Source organism: Pseudoalteromonas sp. PAR1, from assembly GCF_947311895.1.
GTDB classification, from domain to species: domain Bacteria; phylum Pseudomonadota; class Gammaproteobacteria; order Enterobacterales; family Alteromonadaceae; genus Pseudoalteromonas; species Pseudoalteromonas lipolytica_C.
This window is the reverse complement of the sequence record NZ_CAMZMY010000005.1, coordinates 170,773-186,542: the sequence shown is the minus strand read 5'-3', so window position 1 is coordinate 186,542 and position 15,770 is coordinate 170,773. Positions and strand designations below refer to the sequence as shown.

Here is a 15,770-nt window from a genome sequence, read left to right as displayed (position 1 = left end):
TTGCTTTCCGTTACTCACTAGCGTGGGTATCACTAATTAATTGTAATTGCTCACTACACTGTTGGCAGTTAGCAATTATTTTATCAAGTGCATCAAGTGCTTTTTGCTTTGGCATATCATTTTCTAATACAAGCTTAACTAGCTCTGCATTCATTGAAATACGATTCAATGGTGCGCGTGCATCATGGACTAACTTACGTAAAGACTCGTCATTATTCATAGCTATCCTTTATTATTTGTATTCGCCAATGCCTCCGTAAGCATTTAAACGGTTGTAGAGTGTTTTTGTGCTGATCCCTAACATCTGGGCAGCAATTGTTTTATTTCCTTGTACTTTATCCAATGTCGCGTGGATCAGTTCTTTTTCCACCTCTTCAATGGTTTGTCCTGCCATTACTTGGTTGTTTTGTGTTTCTTTATTTACTTTCGAGAATGGAGACTCTAATGACTCAGGTAAAACAATTGCCGTACCTTTAGGATCGCTCATAATAAAAGCGCGATGTATTGCATGGCGAAGCTCACGCACGTTACCAGGCCAATCATGAGCCTCAAGCTCTTTTAACTGGCTTGCTTGCCACTTAAAGTCAGTGCCATTTTCTTCATTGAGTTGTTCTAAAAAGGCATTCGCAAGCAGTGGAATATCTTCTTTGCGCTCACGTAGCGGTGGAATATCAATAGGGAATACCGCTAAACGAAAGTAAATATCTTCACGAATAACATTGTTTTGCGCAAGATCTGTTAAAGTACGGTTGGTCGCAGAAATAACCCTACAATTCACCGCTTGCTCTTTTGTACCGCCCACTCGGGTTACTTTTTTGCTCTCAAGCACACGTAATAAGTTTGGCTGCATATCAATCGGCATTTCGGTGACTTCATCTAAAAACAACGTACCACCAGCAGCTTGTTCAAACACACCCTCTTTACGCGCTATCGCACCTGTAAACGCGCCTTTTTCATGACCGAAAAGTTCGCTACCAATCAGCTCTTTTGAAAATGCGCCGCAGTTGGTAGCCACGAGTGGACCATCGCACTCGGTTGCGTTATGAATAGCCTGCGCAACAACCTCTTTACCGGCACCACTTTCGCCCATTAACATCACATTGGCTGATGTTGCTGCCACACGCTCAATCATAGTATAGAGTTTTTTCATCACTTCTGACTCACCGATTAAGGTGCCAAAATGACGCTTAATTGAAGGTGCTGACTTTTTCTTATCAGACGCTTTTTTAGGGTTTAAAACACGCTCAATGTCTTCGCGTTGTAGCGGCTTTACCAAATGCCCCACATTAGCTTCACACATCTCGGCTAATTTACCTTTTACTGATGGGTGACCAGAAATAAGCGTAACTCGCGGAGATTGACCTATTTTTTTTAGGTGTTCGAGTAAGTGTAAACCACTGCCGTCTGGTAACATAAAATCTAAAAAGACGTGGTCAAACGTATTATTTTCAAACCATTGCTCAGCTTCGGCAAGATTGGCAGCAGTATTAATGTTATGCCCAAGGAATTCAACGATGTGACAAACAACATCACTAAATTCACTGTCATCATCAACCAAAAGTACATTCAACATATTAATTCCCTAAGCTTTTTTCATCATTCTACGCAAAGTTTTTCTGAAAAGAAAATACTACACATAGAGTGCATATGCAGTTATTTATTCCGGCATTTTACCCCAACAAGTTCCATTTTGGGGTAAAAAAATAAATCTAATATCATTTACACGCTATAGTAACAACTCAAATATTAAATTAAGCTGTATTTGATTAAATACAAGAAGTTTTATGGCACATGAAGTTATTAAAAAAAGTACTCCACCCAAGTTTAAGTGAACAGTATGGTAGTGTGTTTATTCGCAACACAGCACGAGCTATTGTATTGAAAGGTGAACAAGTACTACTTTTATATACCGCCCGTTATGATGACTACAGCTTACCTGGCGGTGGTATCGATGACGGTGAATCTATCGAGCAAGGGCTACTCAGAGAGCTTCATGAAGAAACTGGCGCGCAACAAATAAAGATTAAACATCCCCTTGGTTTATACGAAGAGATCAGGCCTTGGTACAAAGATGATTTTGATTGTGTGCATATAAAATCTTACTGTTATTTTTGTGAAATAAGTGATGAATTTGCAGATCCAAAAATGGAACACTACGAAGTTCAAAACGGTATGCAACCCAAATGGGTAAACATATTTGATGCCATAGCACACAATGAAACAACTATGGCAATGAGTGATAAACAGGGATTATCGATACAGCGCGAAACTTATTTACTCAAGCTGATTGCCAACACGCTTTAAGCTTATTTTGCTATAAAAGCACGGTATATTTTACTATACCGTGCTAACGCCTTTTAATACTTATACAGCCTTAGGCGAAGCGTAGTAGCGCCATATTCCTAATAAATTACTCAATAGAAATACCGTTTCCATTACCACTGCGACTGGGGAATACATGATCGCATTATGTGTTATCCAACACAGTGTACCAAGAACCATCATAAGCCTTAATGATAGGTCTTTGCCTTGGAACGACGCGTAGGTTTGAATTAAAGTTGCAACTAAGGCAATAAAACTTACCCAGTTATACCAAGTTAGGCTCACAGCGGTAATACTTACCAACATAAAAGTAACCATCACCCAGGTTTTACGAGCAAAAATACAATATGCATAGCGCACTGCCGCTATTAGCATTAAGCTTGCGGCACTTAAATTATCAAGTAGCAAAAAGTGAACTGATGTGAGTAATACCGAACTAAACAAACAGGCTAAAATAACGTGCCTTTGCCTAAATTGAAAAGATGCTAAATCGAGTAATGTAGCGATTGCAACTAAGCACTGGGATAAAATAAACATAACGACTCCTGAAAAACCAGCAGTGTAATGTTCACCGTTTTGCCACACCTTAACTTAAGTTAAGACGCCCTCTAATTCGTGATAAAGAAATAGCTGAGATCCCTAAATACATAGCAACCTCACTTAAACTCAATTGCGAAAGCCAATGCGGTTTATTATCCAGCAGATACTGATACCTTTGCTCTGGCGTATTAAGTAGTAAAAAGGCTTCTTTTGCCTCCTTAAATAATAACTGCTGAGTAATTAACCTATGTTTTAATTCTTGCCAATCAGGGCCATCAAGTAAAGCCAAAGGTACTTTAATAAGCTCAGCATCTCGTATCACTTTAAGCTGGTAAAACGCATTAGTTTTGGTCAACCAGTTGCCATAGAGCAGTGCAAACTCATCTTGAAAATAAAACTCTTTGCACTTTTCTGAGCCCAGCTCTGATGCATGTATTGCCGCAAGTACGCCAGAAACAATCAAATAACCCGCATCTTGTTGATTGCCTTGTTGCAATAGAACATCACCTTTAGCATAACGCTTAATTATGCATTGCCCAGCAAGCTTATGACGAAACTCACTGGCAAGCTGATGATAACTATCACCTAGCGGAAGTAATTGGGTATCACTCAAGATTGCCAACCTTGCATTAATAATTCAGTAATTTGCTTAGCGTTAATGCCTTCTCTGGCAATAAAGCGCTCACCACACCAAAGCGGCGTAAAGCCACTGTCGCCATTTGCTTCCGCTTTTGAGCGCAATGCCGTCATCGCAATTGACGCATAAGGAAAAGGTGGCGCTTGCTCTGGCATCGCTCCTAACTGTTGCATCACTCGATTACGTATTCCTCGCGCCGGACGACCAGAAAACAAAGTCGTCAATTCAGTTGAATCTGGCGAAACTGTTTTTAATGCTTCACGATGTAATGTGCTTGTCGTAGCTTCTTCACACAGTAAGTAAGCGCTCCCAACCTGCACCGCAGTAACACCTAATGCTTGGTACTGGGCTACATCTTCAGCTGTGCAAATTCCACCCGCAGCAATAACGGGTATATCAAGCTCTACACACTCTCGCACTAATTGTACTGTGGTTGGTTGCAGCGATAAGTCCATTGATAAAAAATGACCGCGGTGGCCGCCCGCCTCAATCCCTTGTGCAATAACTGCATCGGCACCGTTTGCTTGTAACCAATGTGCTTCATCAAGGGTTGTGGCGGATGAAAGAACGACCCCGCCCCACGCTTTAATTTGAGAAAGAATATCTTTACTTGGCAACCCAAAATGAAAGCTCACAACTGGCGGCTTATAAGGCGCAATTACATCAATAACCTGCTGATTAATAGGCTGGCGTGAAGCGTTACGGGTAAATTGTGAGGCATCAACAGTAAACTCCTCAAAATAAGGTGCAAGCACATTATGCCAAGCAGTCTGCTGCTCCAGTGTATAGTCAGGTGTATGATGACAAAAGAAATTAAGATTATAGGGTTTGTCTGTATGCTGACTAATATAATCAAGCTCTGACTTTAATTGCTCAGTCGAAAGCATAGCGCAAGGTAACGAACCAAGCCCCCCAGCTTCACATACAGCCACTGTCAATTTGGCATTTTGCACACCCGCCATCGGCGCTTGAATAATTGCCAGCTCGGTATTTAACACAGAATTTATCATTACGTATTCCTTGTAAGTTTTGCAGCCTATTGCAGTTTTTACATATCAAAGCAAATAAAACACTAAAGAAAAAAATAACTAAAACATTAAAAAACAATAAGATAAAAACAAATGCAAGTCGGTATTACCTTTGCAGGTTACACATTACATTTTAAAGGAGGTAATAATGACTGATACTGTAACTACAATCAATCCAACCAATGAACAACCCCTAGAAACCTATAGTTTAATGTCATTGCAAGAAGCCAATGCAGAAGTCGACAAGTGTCATCAGGCATTTTTATCATGGCGTGATACCACACTCGAACAACGTGCAACACTCCTCAATCAACTTGCTGAGGTTATTGAGTCTAATAAACAAGAATTAGCTCAATTGATGACCGATGAAATGGGCAAGTTATATCAACAAGGCCTTCAAGAAGTTGAGCTGTGTGCTGCAATTTGTCGCTACACTGCTGAACAAGGACCTACAGTTCTTGCTGATGAAAGCCGCGATATGCAAAATGGCCGCGCAATTATCAGCTATCAGCCAATTGGTGTTATTTTAGGTATTCAACCTTGGAATTTCCCACTTTACCAAGTCATTCGCTATGCTAGCGCTAACATTATGGCGGGCAATACCACGGTTCTTAAACACGCAGGTAATGTATTTGGCATGGCCGAAAAGATTGAGCAACTGTTTTCGCAAGCAGGTTTTCCAGACTATTGCTTTAAGAACCTACTTATCGGTGGCAGTACAGCAAGTGAATTGATTGAGCATAAAGCTATTCGCGGTGTCACATTTACTGGCAGTGACGAAACCGGTAAAAAGGTCGCTGAGCGTGCGGGTAAACAGGTCAAGAAAACCGTATTGGAACTTGGCAGTAATGATGCCTACGTCGTGCTTGATGATGCAGACTTAAACACAGCGATCACGGCATGTACTCAAGGACGTTTAATTAATAACGGCCAAACCTGTGTTGCCGCAAAACGCTTTATTGTGGTTGATGCCTTATACAATGATTTTAAAGCTTTAATTAAAGAGCAATTTGAGCAAGTCGTTCTTGGCGATCCGAATGATGAAAAAACCACGCTTGGTCCAATGGCTCGTAAAGATCTACGCGATAAACTACATCAACAAGTAACTGAATCGGTAGAAGCCGGCGCAAAAGTGCTTACTGGTGGCTATATTCCAGAACACTCGGGGTGCTATTACAGCCCAACGCTACTTGAGAATATCAAACCGGGCATGCCCGCCTATGATGATGAATTATTTGGCCCTGTAGCATCGCTTATCAGAGCAAAAGATAATGATGAGGCAATGCAAATTGCTAATGACTCGCGCTATGGTCTTGGCGGCGGTATTTTCTCAAAAGACGAGCAAGCTGCCATTGAGCTTGCAAAGCACCACTTTGATACCGGCATGGTGAATATCAACGGCTATGGGCTAGCCCAGCCAAACCTGCCATTTGGTGGTGTAAAAGACAGTGGCTATGGCCGTGAACATGGCGGCTTTGGGCTACGAGAATTTGTTAATATCAAAACCATTATGGTCAACGACTAAACACAAAAAAGGGCTCTACGGAGCCCTTTTAAATACCTAATCATTATCATTCTTCAAACATTGGCACCTGTTGCTTTGACACTGTTGGCATTTTTAACTCATCCACCGCTTTTTCTTTATCTATTTGCTCTTGCTGTTTTTGATTGTCAGAATCTGGGTTATAAACAAGCTCAGTAAGAAGCGCAAAATGATCAGAACCATATTTTGCCAACCGCTCAATGCGTTTCACACTAAACTCATTACTATGAAAAAGGTGATCTAGTGGCCAGCGCATAAAGAAATAACTGGCATGAAAGGTATTAAAAAAACCTCTCCCTTTACGTGGGTCTAACAAACCACTGATACGCATAAACAAGCGGGTACTACGCGACCATGCAACATCATTTAGATCACCGGCAACGATACAAGGTCGCAGCCTGTTTTTAAGTGCTTTCGCTAAAATAATCAGCTCAGTATCACGGGGTCGTGAACTGTCTTCTTCTGTGGGACTCGGAGGAGCAGGATGAATAAAGTGTCCTTGCATTTCAACACCATCAGCGTCTTCAAAGAAAATATGAATTGAGGGAATTTCGCTTTCGATAAGCTCACACACTTGTTGTTGTTTAATTTTAAACTTACTGTATAAGTGCATGCCATAGCGATTATCTTTAGGGCAGTACACTCGATATGGGTACTCTTGTTCTAAACTGCTCAGTTTATTTTGCCAAGTTTGATCAGACTCTAAGGTTATGAATAGGTCTGGTTGGTGCGTTTTAACTAAACCTATGAGTTTGTCATATTCAGTGTTCGACATCAGTACATTTGCCGACATAATACGAATACTGTGCTTATCATCTTTATTGCTCGAGGCAACTTCTTTATTAGCCAACCTTGTGTAAGGGTAAATCCAACCAACTTGCAGTAGTAGAACTAGGATACTAGCCAGAGCAAAACCAATAAAAAGCAATGACTCCGTTCGACTGATTAAATAACATGATGCAACTAAACACATTCCTGCAAGGTAAACCACTTGCAAACGTACAAAGTCACAACTACGAATTAAATAATGTTGGGAGTATGAAAATGGCAGGATTGAGACCACCAGCAGCAGAGCTAGCAGTATACTCAATCCATAAGTCATACAGCTTTGTAGCAAAACTAGCGACTCAATATTGATACAATTTCGCGAGTGTCTTCAACTAAACGAACAACAGTATTGTCTACCTCAATAGAAATTAATCCATCGCGATCACGCGAGTTAATTATTTTACCGCGGCGGTAAATATCACGATCGAGAATGTCGCCCTTACGAAGTTTTTTCTGCCAACCTGGAGGTAAATCACCACCGTTATCTAGCTTTTTCTCTAGACCCGGTGGAAGACTCTTTCCTTTGTCTTTGTCCTTATCTTTTGCCAATACACCTGTTGTGGCTAGACTTAATCCCAACACAGCAAACGTTAATAATGCTTTCATGCAAATACTCCTTTTTTATATACACTTTTAAGCGTAGCAAGTTTTCCTGAACAAGGTATGAAATAACCAAAAAAAGCCGCATTAGCGGCTTCTTACAGGATTAACGATGACGAGTAACGATTGATAATATCTCTCGCGTATCATGTACTAAATGAATCAGGCGGTCATCGATTTCGATGGCAATAATACCATTTCGATCACGGCGCTTAATTACACGCCCATGTCGATAAATATCACGGTCCAGGATGTCACCGTGGTGAAGACGTTTATACCAACCTGGTGGTAAACCACCACCATGTCCTACTTTTTTGTATAAACCGGGTGGTAAATCACGGTAGCTATAACGGTCATACCTATCGTGGCGATCATATCTGTCATGATGATGGTGATGCTTGTGATGCTTCTTATGTTTATGATGCTTTTTACGCTCATGTTTGCGCTCATATCTATCATGGTCACGGTCATGTTTTGCGTATGCTTCCATCGGAATAAAGCTTAGACCCAAAACAGCAACAGAGATAGTTAGTAATTTATTCATAATTGAGACCCTCAACTTTGCTCATATTGAAAGCCTAACGTTTGTGGCTGAATCATAGATGAAGGGTTACAATTTAAAAACATAATTGTTTACATATCAAAATATTAGAAAGCCAATCTTTACATTTCTTTAAACTTCTTTGGTCATCATAGCCAATTTTATGACTCGATTTTGACTTTTTACAACGCTAATTACCGAAAATAGGGCAGTACTTTTCATGCTGATTTAAAGTGCGAATTTTTAGCGTCATAAACACAACGTAAAAAGTTATTAATCGCGAAAGCTTTTACCCATCCTAAAAAGCAGTTACCCTTTGATTTTTGTTGTACCTAACCAAAGGCTTTTCATGAAGTTGTCGATACTCTCAGTGCTTGTGAGCACCTCATTAATTAATCAGCAAGCGATTGCTAATAATGAGCTAGAACATATTACAACAACCGCCTCGCGCAGCGAGGTATTGGCAGATCCACTGCCTGTTGTGGTTAGTAGTATTTCACAAAAGCAACTGACGCTTATCGCTCCAACCCATATTGAACAAGCCCTAAAGCAAGTTGCCGGTGCTAATCTTCAACATGGTAACGGCCAAGAGTATTTACCCGCCTTACGTTCGCCTGTGCTATCAGGTGCCGGTGCTTGCGGTGGTTTACTTACTGCTGAAGATGGTATTCCACTTCGCGCAGCTGGCTTTTGCAACATCAATGAATTATTCGAAGCCCACACTGAAATGGCTGAACGTATCGAAGTACTGAAAGGTCCGGGCTCTGCTCTTTATGGTTCAAACGCAGTGCATGGTGTGGTCAACGTGATCACCCCAGATACAACCTATGACCACAACCAACTTGGTTTTGATTACGGTTCGTTTGGCTATACCCGCTATAAACTAGGTACGGGTCGTGACTTTGGCAAGCAAGGTTTAGGCATTAATGCCACGATCACCCGAGATACGGGTTATCGCGATGACGAAAGTGTTGATCAAGAAAAGCTCTCGCTACGTCACCGTTTTGATGGCGAAAAACTAAGTGTAAGTACAGGCCTTACTTATACCCATTTAGATCAGCAAACGGCTGGCTACATCGAGGGCTTTGAAAGCTATAAGGATGAGCAAATAGCACAGTCTAACTTTGATCCTGATGCATTTCGTAAGGCCCGCTCTTTGCGTGTTTGGACAAAGCTAGATTGGACACAAGATGAGGCTAACAGCTTTACCCTAACGCCTTATATCCGCGACCAAAGCATGACCTTCTTTAAGCATTTTTTACCGGGTACTCCCCTTGAAGAAAATGCTCAGCAAGGTATTGGCCTACAATCAAGCTGGCAGCATAAGTTGACCGCTTCTAGCCTGTTAACTGTTGGTTTTGATGGTGAGCTTACTGATGCTGATTTTTTACAATATCAAGACGGCCCCACTCAAGGCTCAGCGTTTTTAGTCGCCACCGTGCCACAAGGCAAACATTATGACTATCAAGTAACAAGTACCCTATTGGCACCATTTGTTAACCTTGATTGGCAACTTGATGAGTTACTCATCAGTCTTGGTGGTCGATACGAGCGTATCCGTTATGACTACGACAACCAAATGTTGGCTGGTCGCACAAAAGACGATGGCACAGCATGCGCAATGGGTGGGTGTCGCTATTCTCGACCAGAAAGCGGCGTAAATAGCTTTACTAACTTCTCGCCTAAGCTTGGTTTAAGCTATCAATATGCTGATAATCAGTTTATCTATGCCAATGCTTCTGAAGGTTATCGAGCACCGCAAGCGGCAGAGCTTTATCAGTTACAGCGCGAACAGAATGTCGCAGATCTTAAATCCGAAATAGCTAAAAACCTAGAGCTTGGTTTAAAAGGTCAACAAGCACAGCTGCATTATGTAGTTAGCATTTATGCAATGAATAAAGAGAATACTATTTTCCGCGACAGTGACTTTTATTACGTCAATGATGGTCAAACCCAGCATCGCGGTGTTGAGCTTGAGTTGGCCTATGCCATTACACCAAGCTTATCGATGCAGTTAGCAGCGAGCCACGCCAAACACACTTACAGTTACGATCAATTACTTGGCGGGGTTAATATTAATGGCAATCTCATCGATACTGCACCACGTAACATCGCAAACTTACAGCTACTTTGGCAAGCAAACGACATAACGCGTGTTGGTCTTGAGCTACATACCACCAGCAGTTACTTTACTGATCCTGAAAACCTGCATAGTTACGAAGGCCACTCGTTAGTTAACTTAAGAGCGGCGTGGCAATTAACAGCTAACTTTACGGTCACTGCACGAGTGAACAATTTAACCGATGAGCATTATGCTGAGCGTGCTGACTACACCACATTTAGTGGCGACCGCTACTTTCCGGGTAGACCGCGCAATGCCATGTTATCAGTAAGTTATCAGTTTTAAGTAACCGCATTTTTTGGTGAGCTATCTCATAGTTCACCCACGCTGTTTAGTGTTTTGGTATGATAAATGTACCTCTTGCTATGATTTCTAAACAGCGTGACATCATCTCAAAACTTATTTCGTAACCTTGTTTTAGTGCTGGGCATTTTTCTTATTGCAGCCAGTTTAAGAGCACCGATCACTGGCATCGCACCAGTACTTGAACAGATCATTGAACAATTTAAGTTAAATGCATCGCAAGCCGGTATGTTGACGACTCTACCTTTAATCGCGTTTGCTATTGCCTCGCCTATGGCGGCAAGTCTTGCTAAAAAGTGCGGCCTTGAAGTATCGCTATTTATTGCTCTTGTACTAATAGGCATAGGGGTTGTATCTCGTGTTATTGATTCTGCCACTGTGCTATTTATTGGCACCGCAGTGATTGGCGTAGGTATCGCGATTGGTAATGTGCTATTGCCAAGCCTGATAAAAAGAGACTTTCCACATAAAGTGGCAGTGATGACATCTAGTTATGTTTTAGCAATGGGCATATTTGGTGGCAGCTATTCAGCACTCATCATTCCGCTGGCAGAATATAAAGAACTTGGCTGGCAATTGGCACTCGCAAGTTATGGCTTATTGGTTGTACTGGCAATAGTGGTGTGGTTACCGCAACTTAAGCAACATACCATGCCAAAACAGTCTCATGTACCTGGTAGCACACAAAGCAAAATTTGGCACTCAGCACTTGCTTGGCAAATCACTTTGCTGCTCGGTTTCAACTCATTTTTCACTTATATCATGCTAGGTTGGCTACCCAGTATACTTATAGAAGGTGGCCATAGCGCTCAGCATGCAGGTGCTTTGCAAGGCGCCTTTCAAGTTGCCTCGGCACTGCCGGGTATTGTGCTTATTCCACTACTTGCCAAATTAAAAGATCAACGCATCTTAACCCTAAGCCTGGCGTTACTTGGTGCGCTTTGTTCAGTCGGGTTATTAGTTGCACCTAGTTTTGCGACACTCTGGTCGATCACGCTAGGTTTTTGCTCAGGTGCGTGTTTTATCTTAGGCTTATCATTTGTAAGTTTGCGAACTCATGACTCAATGCAAGCCGCGGCATTATCAGGTATGGCACAATGCATCGGGTATTTACTAGCTGCAACGGGCCCTATTATTGCGGGGTCCTTACATAGCTATTTTAATAACTGGGCAGGAGCACTTTGGCTGTGTATTGCATCAAGCCTACTGTGTGCATTGTTTGGTTACTTAAGTGGCCGAAATATCACTATCGAGCAACAATAAAAATGAAACCGCACTTATTTAGGTGCGGTTTCAAAGGCACTCATATCACTTAGGTTATCGAGCCAAGGTTTATGTGAACGATACCAAATATGGGCTTTAGGGATAAGCTCATCAGCTTGCTCTACAGCGCCAATTCGTAAGCCATAAATACGCTCACCAGCCCCTACAGAAGTAGCATACAAGGCTGTACCACAGTTACCACAAAATCCTTGCGCACGTTGATTACCACTCTCAGCGATTTTTATATATTCTTTTGGTGGAGCACCTGTGAAGGTAACCCCATCTGGCACAGACACCACAACCGTGCGAAAAGGCGCACCCGAGATAATTTGGCAGTCAGTGCAGTGACAGTTAATCACTTTATTTTCATCAACTTCTGCATGGTAAGTTACCTCACCACAATGACAACGACCGGTAACCTTCATATTAAACTCCTTGTTGAGATGACTGCTCTTTTACTGGGTAGTGATTGGCATGTTTTAAGCTTTGTAAGTCATTAAAACGTACCCCATGCTGGGCCATAATAGGATGTATTTTTTTGCTGATCAATTGCCTAATGTAAAAGGGCTGATTCGGCACAAAATGATGGATTGTATGCGTGCGGCCAAAATCAAAACAAAATAACTGAAATGGTAAAAACCAGCGACTGGTGACCACATGCGTTTGCTCAAGCAAGTTATTTACACCGCCATAATAATGCATGGAAGATGTCACTAAGTTAAGAGAGCTCGAACGAATCATATTAGGCACAATAAGTACCACCATTAAAAACTCTGCCATCGCCAGTAATTCAGCTCCCCATGTTGGCAATGTAAATGGCTGTACAAACTGCACAGCGTAATAAGCAATTACCCCATAAAGAATCGCAAAGTACGCGGTTGTAATCGGAAAGCCCGCATTAAACACGCGTAAAAACTTAAAACCACTAATTTCTTTATTAAATCGCTTGGTATTGATTAATAAACCTAGCAGACCATCAGTAATGACCAAGGCTCTTAAAAATGGCGATTTAATGCCATTGCCCACTAAGCGCTCTTCTAAATCTTGTGAGGTGCCGGATACTTTATGGTGATGTAAATGAATTTTTCTGCGATACCAAGGGTTAACCGTATTGGGTCGCATAAGCCACACGGTTAACATCATTAGGTTATGAATATAAGGGCGATTACTAAAATACTGCTTGTGGATCAGGTCATGCTCTAGCTCATGGGATATCGAGGTAATAAAAGCAGCCAGAATGATACACAGCCATGCAGGTATAATAGCTAGGTAATAAAGTGTCGCAACGCCAATCAGTGCGCTTAACGACATTAGTAAAATAACCATCGCAATGGTGTTTTGCTGGTTAAGAATAGGGTAATGCGATCTAAGCGATTGCTCTTCGGCCTTAATGGCTGTAACAATCGCCTTTATGTTTTGCTTTGCGGTTAATTCTGACATCACAAGCTTTGCTAACTGTTTGATGTCAAAATCATACAGTAATTACCTATTGCTCTCGAGAAAATTGCGTTAAAAATGGAATTACATCATTTGCTGGCAATGGTTTAGAAAAGTAATAGCCTTGTATATAGTCACAACCGGCTTCGGTTAGCACAGCCAATTGCTCGCGCTCTTCAACTCCTTCTGCAACGACTTTAATACCTAATACACGACTCATTTGAATAATCGATTTAACCAGCGCTTCGTCACCTAAATCAACATGCACTTCATCAATAAATGACTTATCAAGCTTAAGTACATCAACCGGGAAGCGGCGCAAATAACTAAGAGACGAGTAACCGGTACCAAAATCATCTAATGAAATTAAACACCCTGCTTGCTTCAACTGCTTTAATACATCGAGATGGTTTGTATTTTCTGGCGCTAGCACACTTTCAGTTAACTCAAATGAAATTTTTGATGGTTTAACACCCTGTTTTTTAATGATTTCAAGCCATGTATTACGCTCAGGGTTAAACTCAGTAAACTCAAATAAAGAGCGATTCACGTTAAAAACAAAGTTTTCATAACCTTCTGCTTCTAACGCTTTTATTTGCTGACAGGTTTTAATCAACACAAGTTCACCGAGAGGTATAATCACTCGAGACTCTTCAGCTAACGGAATAAACTCAACAGGTGATACCCATTGCCCTTGATTATTCCAACGCACCAAACTTTCGAATTTAGCAACCGTGTTATTTTCAACATCAATAATCGGCTGAAAATACACCTCTAACTCGTTATTTTTAACCGCTTGCGTTAATTGCTCAACTAATAGGTTATGCTTTTTAACCTTAATATCCATATCTTTACAGAAAAATAAGTACTCTTCTGCAACTTGCTTTGCATTTAATGTAGCCAGCTCTGCTTGCCTTATTAAACGACGAGCAATTTTTTCTATTTTATGTTGCGATGTTGTATCACTGGTTTGTTCTAATCTGCTAATACCCAATGTAACTGATATTTGTTGATTGATACCACCAATTGAAAAAGGCTCAAGCAATAACGTAGTAACCTGTTTACATACATGTTCAAGTTCACTCGTGTGCTGATAGGTCTGCAAGATAGCAAAACTATCGCCATCTATTCGCGAAAAGGCACATTCTTTAAAATGGCGTTCAAGTCGCTCTGCTAACTTACATAAAACCCTATCACCAAATGTTAAGCCGTATACCGTGTTAATATCTTGGAACTTGTCGATATCAAAGTAAATTACAGCTAAATTGGTATCCGCATCGTCTTGATAGGACAGCGACGACACAAGCTGGCACAAGTACTCTTTAAAATAAAAGCGATTGGTTAAACCGGTAAGTTGGTCATGATTCGCATGAAAGTAGATTTTCTGTTCTGCTTCTTTCTTCTCAGTGATATCAAGAATAAACGCCACATAACAATCTTCACCATTATTTTGCATTTTGGTTATAGATAAAAATTGTGTATACAGCGTACCTTGTTTAGTCTTGTTAGTGATTTCACCGGACCACTTACCCTCAGTATTAATTTGGTGCCACATTGCTTTGTAAAAGTGAGGATCATATTTGTTTGAGCTTAAAATTTTTGGGTTTTGCCCTAAAACTTCATCCAACGAGTAGCCCGTCATTTTCGTAAATGCGGTATTCGCGTAGGTAATATGTACATTGTGGTCGCAAATAAAAATTGCTTCGTGGCTTTGTTCTATAAGTTGATTTGCAAAATCGAGTTTAGCAATAAAGCGGTCTTTCTCAATTTCACGTTGAATAAGGCCGGTAAATAATGAGAAAAACGATTCTATTTGCATCGCGTCGTTTATTTCATGCTGAAATAGCGCGACAAGAATAGTATTAGTTTTGCCAGACACGCTTTGTAGAGGTACCCCTACATAAGCTTCAACTCCCATGTCAACGAGCATCTGATCGTTTGGAAATAGCTGCTGAACACCAGCACTATAACTAGAAATACTGCCGCATTTTACATCGTTACAGGGGGTATAGCGGATATCGTAGCTGATGTTTTCAACAATTTCGTCATGCGCAGCCAAAGCAATGGTCGTCGCATGTAACGTTGACTCATCAACTTGAGCTAAAAAAACATAAGAGGCACCAAGTACTTCAGACAAGGAAAGGCATATTGCATTATAAAAGTTTTCACTTTTAAGATTAGATATACTTTCAACAATACGTTTTAAGTCGTATGTACCCACGCGATGCCACCCTACCGATTCAATGCACTAAGTGATTGACTTCACTTATACTTAGACCACAAATTGTATTATAAGATTGTTCTAAACACCATCGGACACTAGTCTAAAATGGTGACATTGCGAGCAAAAAAGCACACATTTTTCGGGGTTATTTAATAATTAAGCATAGTTCGAACTTGACCGCTTATAAATAGAACAAAAGTTGCTTTAATAGTGGCTGAATGGATACTTTATAACGAATTGCAAGCACTAGACAAAGTTCCCCGAAGGAATAGCTTTAGCCTTGATTGTTTTGTGTATGGTTAGGTATTGCTTGGTTAGGCACAAAAGTACCTTTTCGAACTGGATTGCTGAAGATAGCTTGCCCCACATGACGCTCAAGTCC

The 15,770-nt window shown here is 41.0% G+C and carries 15 protein-coding genes; 4 read left to right on the top strand and 11 right to left on the bottom strand.

Annotated elements, in window-relative coordinates:
- Positions 1-10: 10 nt before the first annotated feature.
- Complete coding sequence (locus tag QL229_RS06025; protein WP_135923653.1) at positions 11-220, bottom strand: histidine kinase; 210 nt, start codon at positions 218-220, stop codon at positions 11-13.
- 12 nt (positions 221-232) lie between these two features.
- Entirely contained in the window at positions 233-1,573 is a 1,341-nt protein-coding gene (locus tag QL229_RS06020) for a sigma-54 dependent transcriptional regulator (protein ID WP_135923652.1), read from the bottom strand.
- 218 nt (positions 1,574-1,791) lie between these two features.
- On the opposite strand from QL229_RS06020, the gene QL229_RS06015 reads away from it, so the two are divergent.
- Positions 1,792-2,304 carry an NUDIX domain-containing protein gene (locus QL229_RS06015; RefSeq protein WP_135923651.1) on the top strand — a complete coding sequence of 171 codons (513 nt, stop codon included), beginning with the start codon at positions 1,792-1,794 and terminating at the stop codon, positions 2,302-2,304.
- Positions 2,305-2,364: 60 nt separating this feature from the next.
- Here QL229_RS06015 and QL229_RS06010 read toward each other — a convergent pair whose 3' ends face one another.
- Genes QL229_RS06010 through QL229_RS06000 form a run of 3 tightly spaced genes read right to left on the bottom strand, consistent with a single transcriptional unit; the run spans position 2,365 to position 4,509 of the window.
- Entirely contained in the window at positions 2,365-2,859 is a 495-nt protein-coding gene (locus QL229_RS06010; protein ID WP_281546569.1) for a YgjV family protein, read from the bottom strand.
- A 49-nt stretch (positions 2,860-2,908) separates the two neighbouring features.
- Entirely contained in the window at positions 2,909-3,475 is a 567-nt protein-coding gene (locus QL229_RS06005; RefSeq protein ID WP_281546568.1) for a Crp/Fnr family transcriptional regulator, read from the bottom strand.
- Positions 3,472-4,509 carry a nitronate monooxygenase gene (locus QL229_RS06000; RefSeq protein WP_281546567.1) on the bottom strand — a complete coding sequence of 346 codons (1,038 nt, stop codon included), beginning with the start codon at positions 4,507-4,509 and terminating at the stop codon, positions 3,472-3,474. Before QL229_RS06000 ends, QL229_RS06005 begins: the two co-directional genes overlap by 4 nt.
- Before the next feature lie 166 nt (positions 4,510-4,675).
- Here QL229_RS06000 and QL229_RS05995 point away from each other — a divergent pair, with 166 nt between their 5' ends.
- Positions 4,676-6,052: an NAD-dependent succinate-semialdehyde dehydrogenase gene (locus QL229_RS05995; RefSeq protein ID WP_281546566.1), complete on the top strand. Its 1,377-nt coding sequence runs from the start codon at positions 4,676-4,678 to the stop codon at positions 6,050-6,052.
- Positions 6,053-6,098: 46 nt separating this feature from the next.
- Here QL229_RS05995 and QL229_RS05990 read toward each other — a convergent pair whose 3' ends face one another.
- From QL229_RS05990 to QL229_RS05980, 3 genes are all read right to left on the bottom strand, one after another.
- Positions 6,099-7,172: an endonuclease/exonuclease/phosphatase family protein gene (locus QL229_RS05990; protein WP_281546565.1), complete on the bottom strand. Its 1,074-nt coding sequence runs from the start codon at positions 7,170-7,172 to the stop codon at positions 6,099-6,101.
- Positions 7,173-7,189: 17 nt separating this feature from the next.
- Entirely contained in the window at positions 7,190-7,504 is a 315-nt protein-coding gene (locus QL229_RS05985) for a hypothetical protein (RefSeq protein WP_281546564.1), read from the bottom strand.
- A gap of 100 nt (positions 7,505-7,604) precedes the next feature.
- Entirely contained in the window at positions 7,605-8,042 is a 438-nt protein-coding gene (locus QL229_RS05980) for a hypothetical protein (RefSeq protein ID WP_135923644.1), read from the bottom strand.
- Positions 8,043-8,388: 346 nt separating this feature from the next.
- Here QL229_RS05980 and QL229_RS05975 point away from each other — a divergent pair, with 346 nt between their 5' ends.
- Positions 8,389-10,446, top strand: coding sequence for a TonB-dependent receptor (locus QL229_RS05975; RefSeq protein ID WP_281546563.1), 2,058 nt, complete (start codon positions 8,389-8,391; stop codon positions 10,444-10,446).
- 96 nt (positions 10,447-10,542) lie between these two features.
- Positions 10,543-11,727 carry an MFS transporter gene (locus QL229_RS05970; RefSeq protein ID WP_281546562.1) on the top strand — a complete coding sequence of 395 codons (1,185 nt, stop codon included), beginning with the start codon at positions 10,543-10,545 and terminating at the stop codon, positions 11,725-11,727.
- Between the two features lie 14 nt (positions 11,728-11,741).
- Here QL229_RS05970 and QL229_RS05965 read toward each other — a convergent pair whose 3' ends face one another.
- The 3 genes from QL229_RS05965 to QL229_RS05955 are packed head-to-tail and all read right to left on the bottom strand — an operon-like array spanning position 11,742 to position 15,385.
- A complete protein-coding gene (locus tag QL229_RS05965; protein WP_281546561.1) occupies positions 11,742-12,152 on the bottom strand; it encodes a GFA family protein in 411 nt (136 codons plus the stop codon).
- A 1-nt stretch (position 12,153) separates the two neighbouring features.
- Positions 12,154-13,167, bottom strand: a complete 1,014-nt coding sequence (locus QL229_RS05960) for a fatty acid desaturase (protein WP_281546560.1) — start codon at positions 13,165-13,167, stop codon at positions 12,154-12,156.
- Between the two features lie 46 nt (positions 13,168-13,213).
- Entirely contained in the window at positions 13,214-15,385 is a 2,172-nt protein-coding gene (locus QL229_RS05955) for a GGDEF domain-containing phosphodiesterase (protein ID WP_281546559.1), read from the bottom strand.
- Positions 15,386-15,770: the final 385 nt, after the last annotated feature.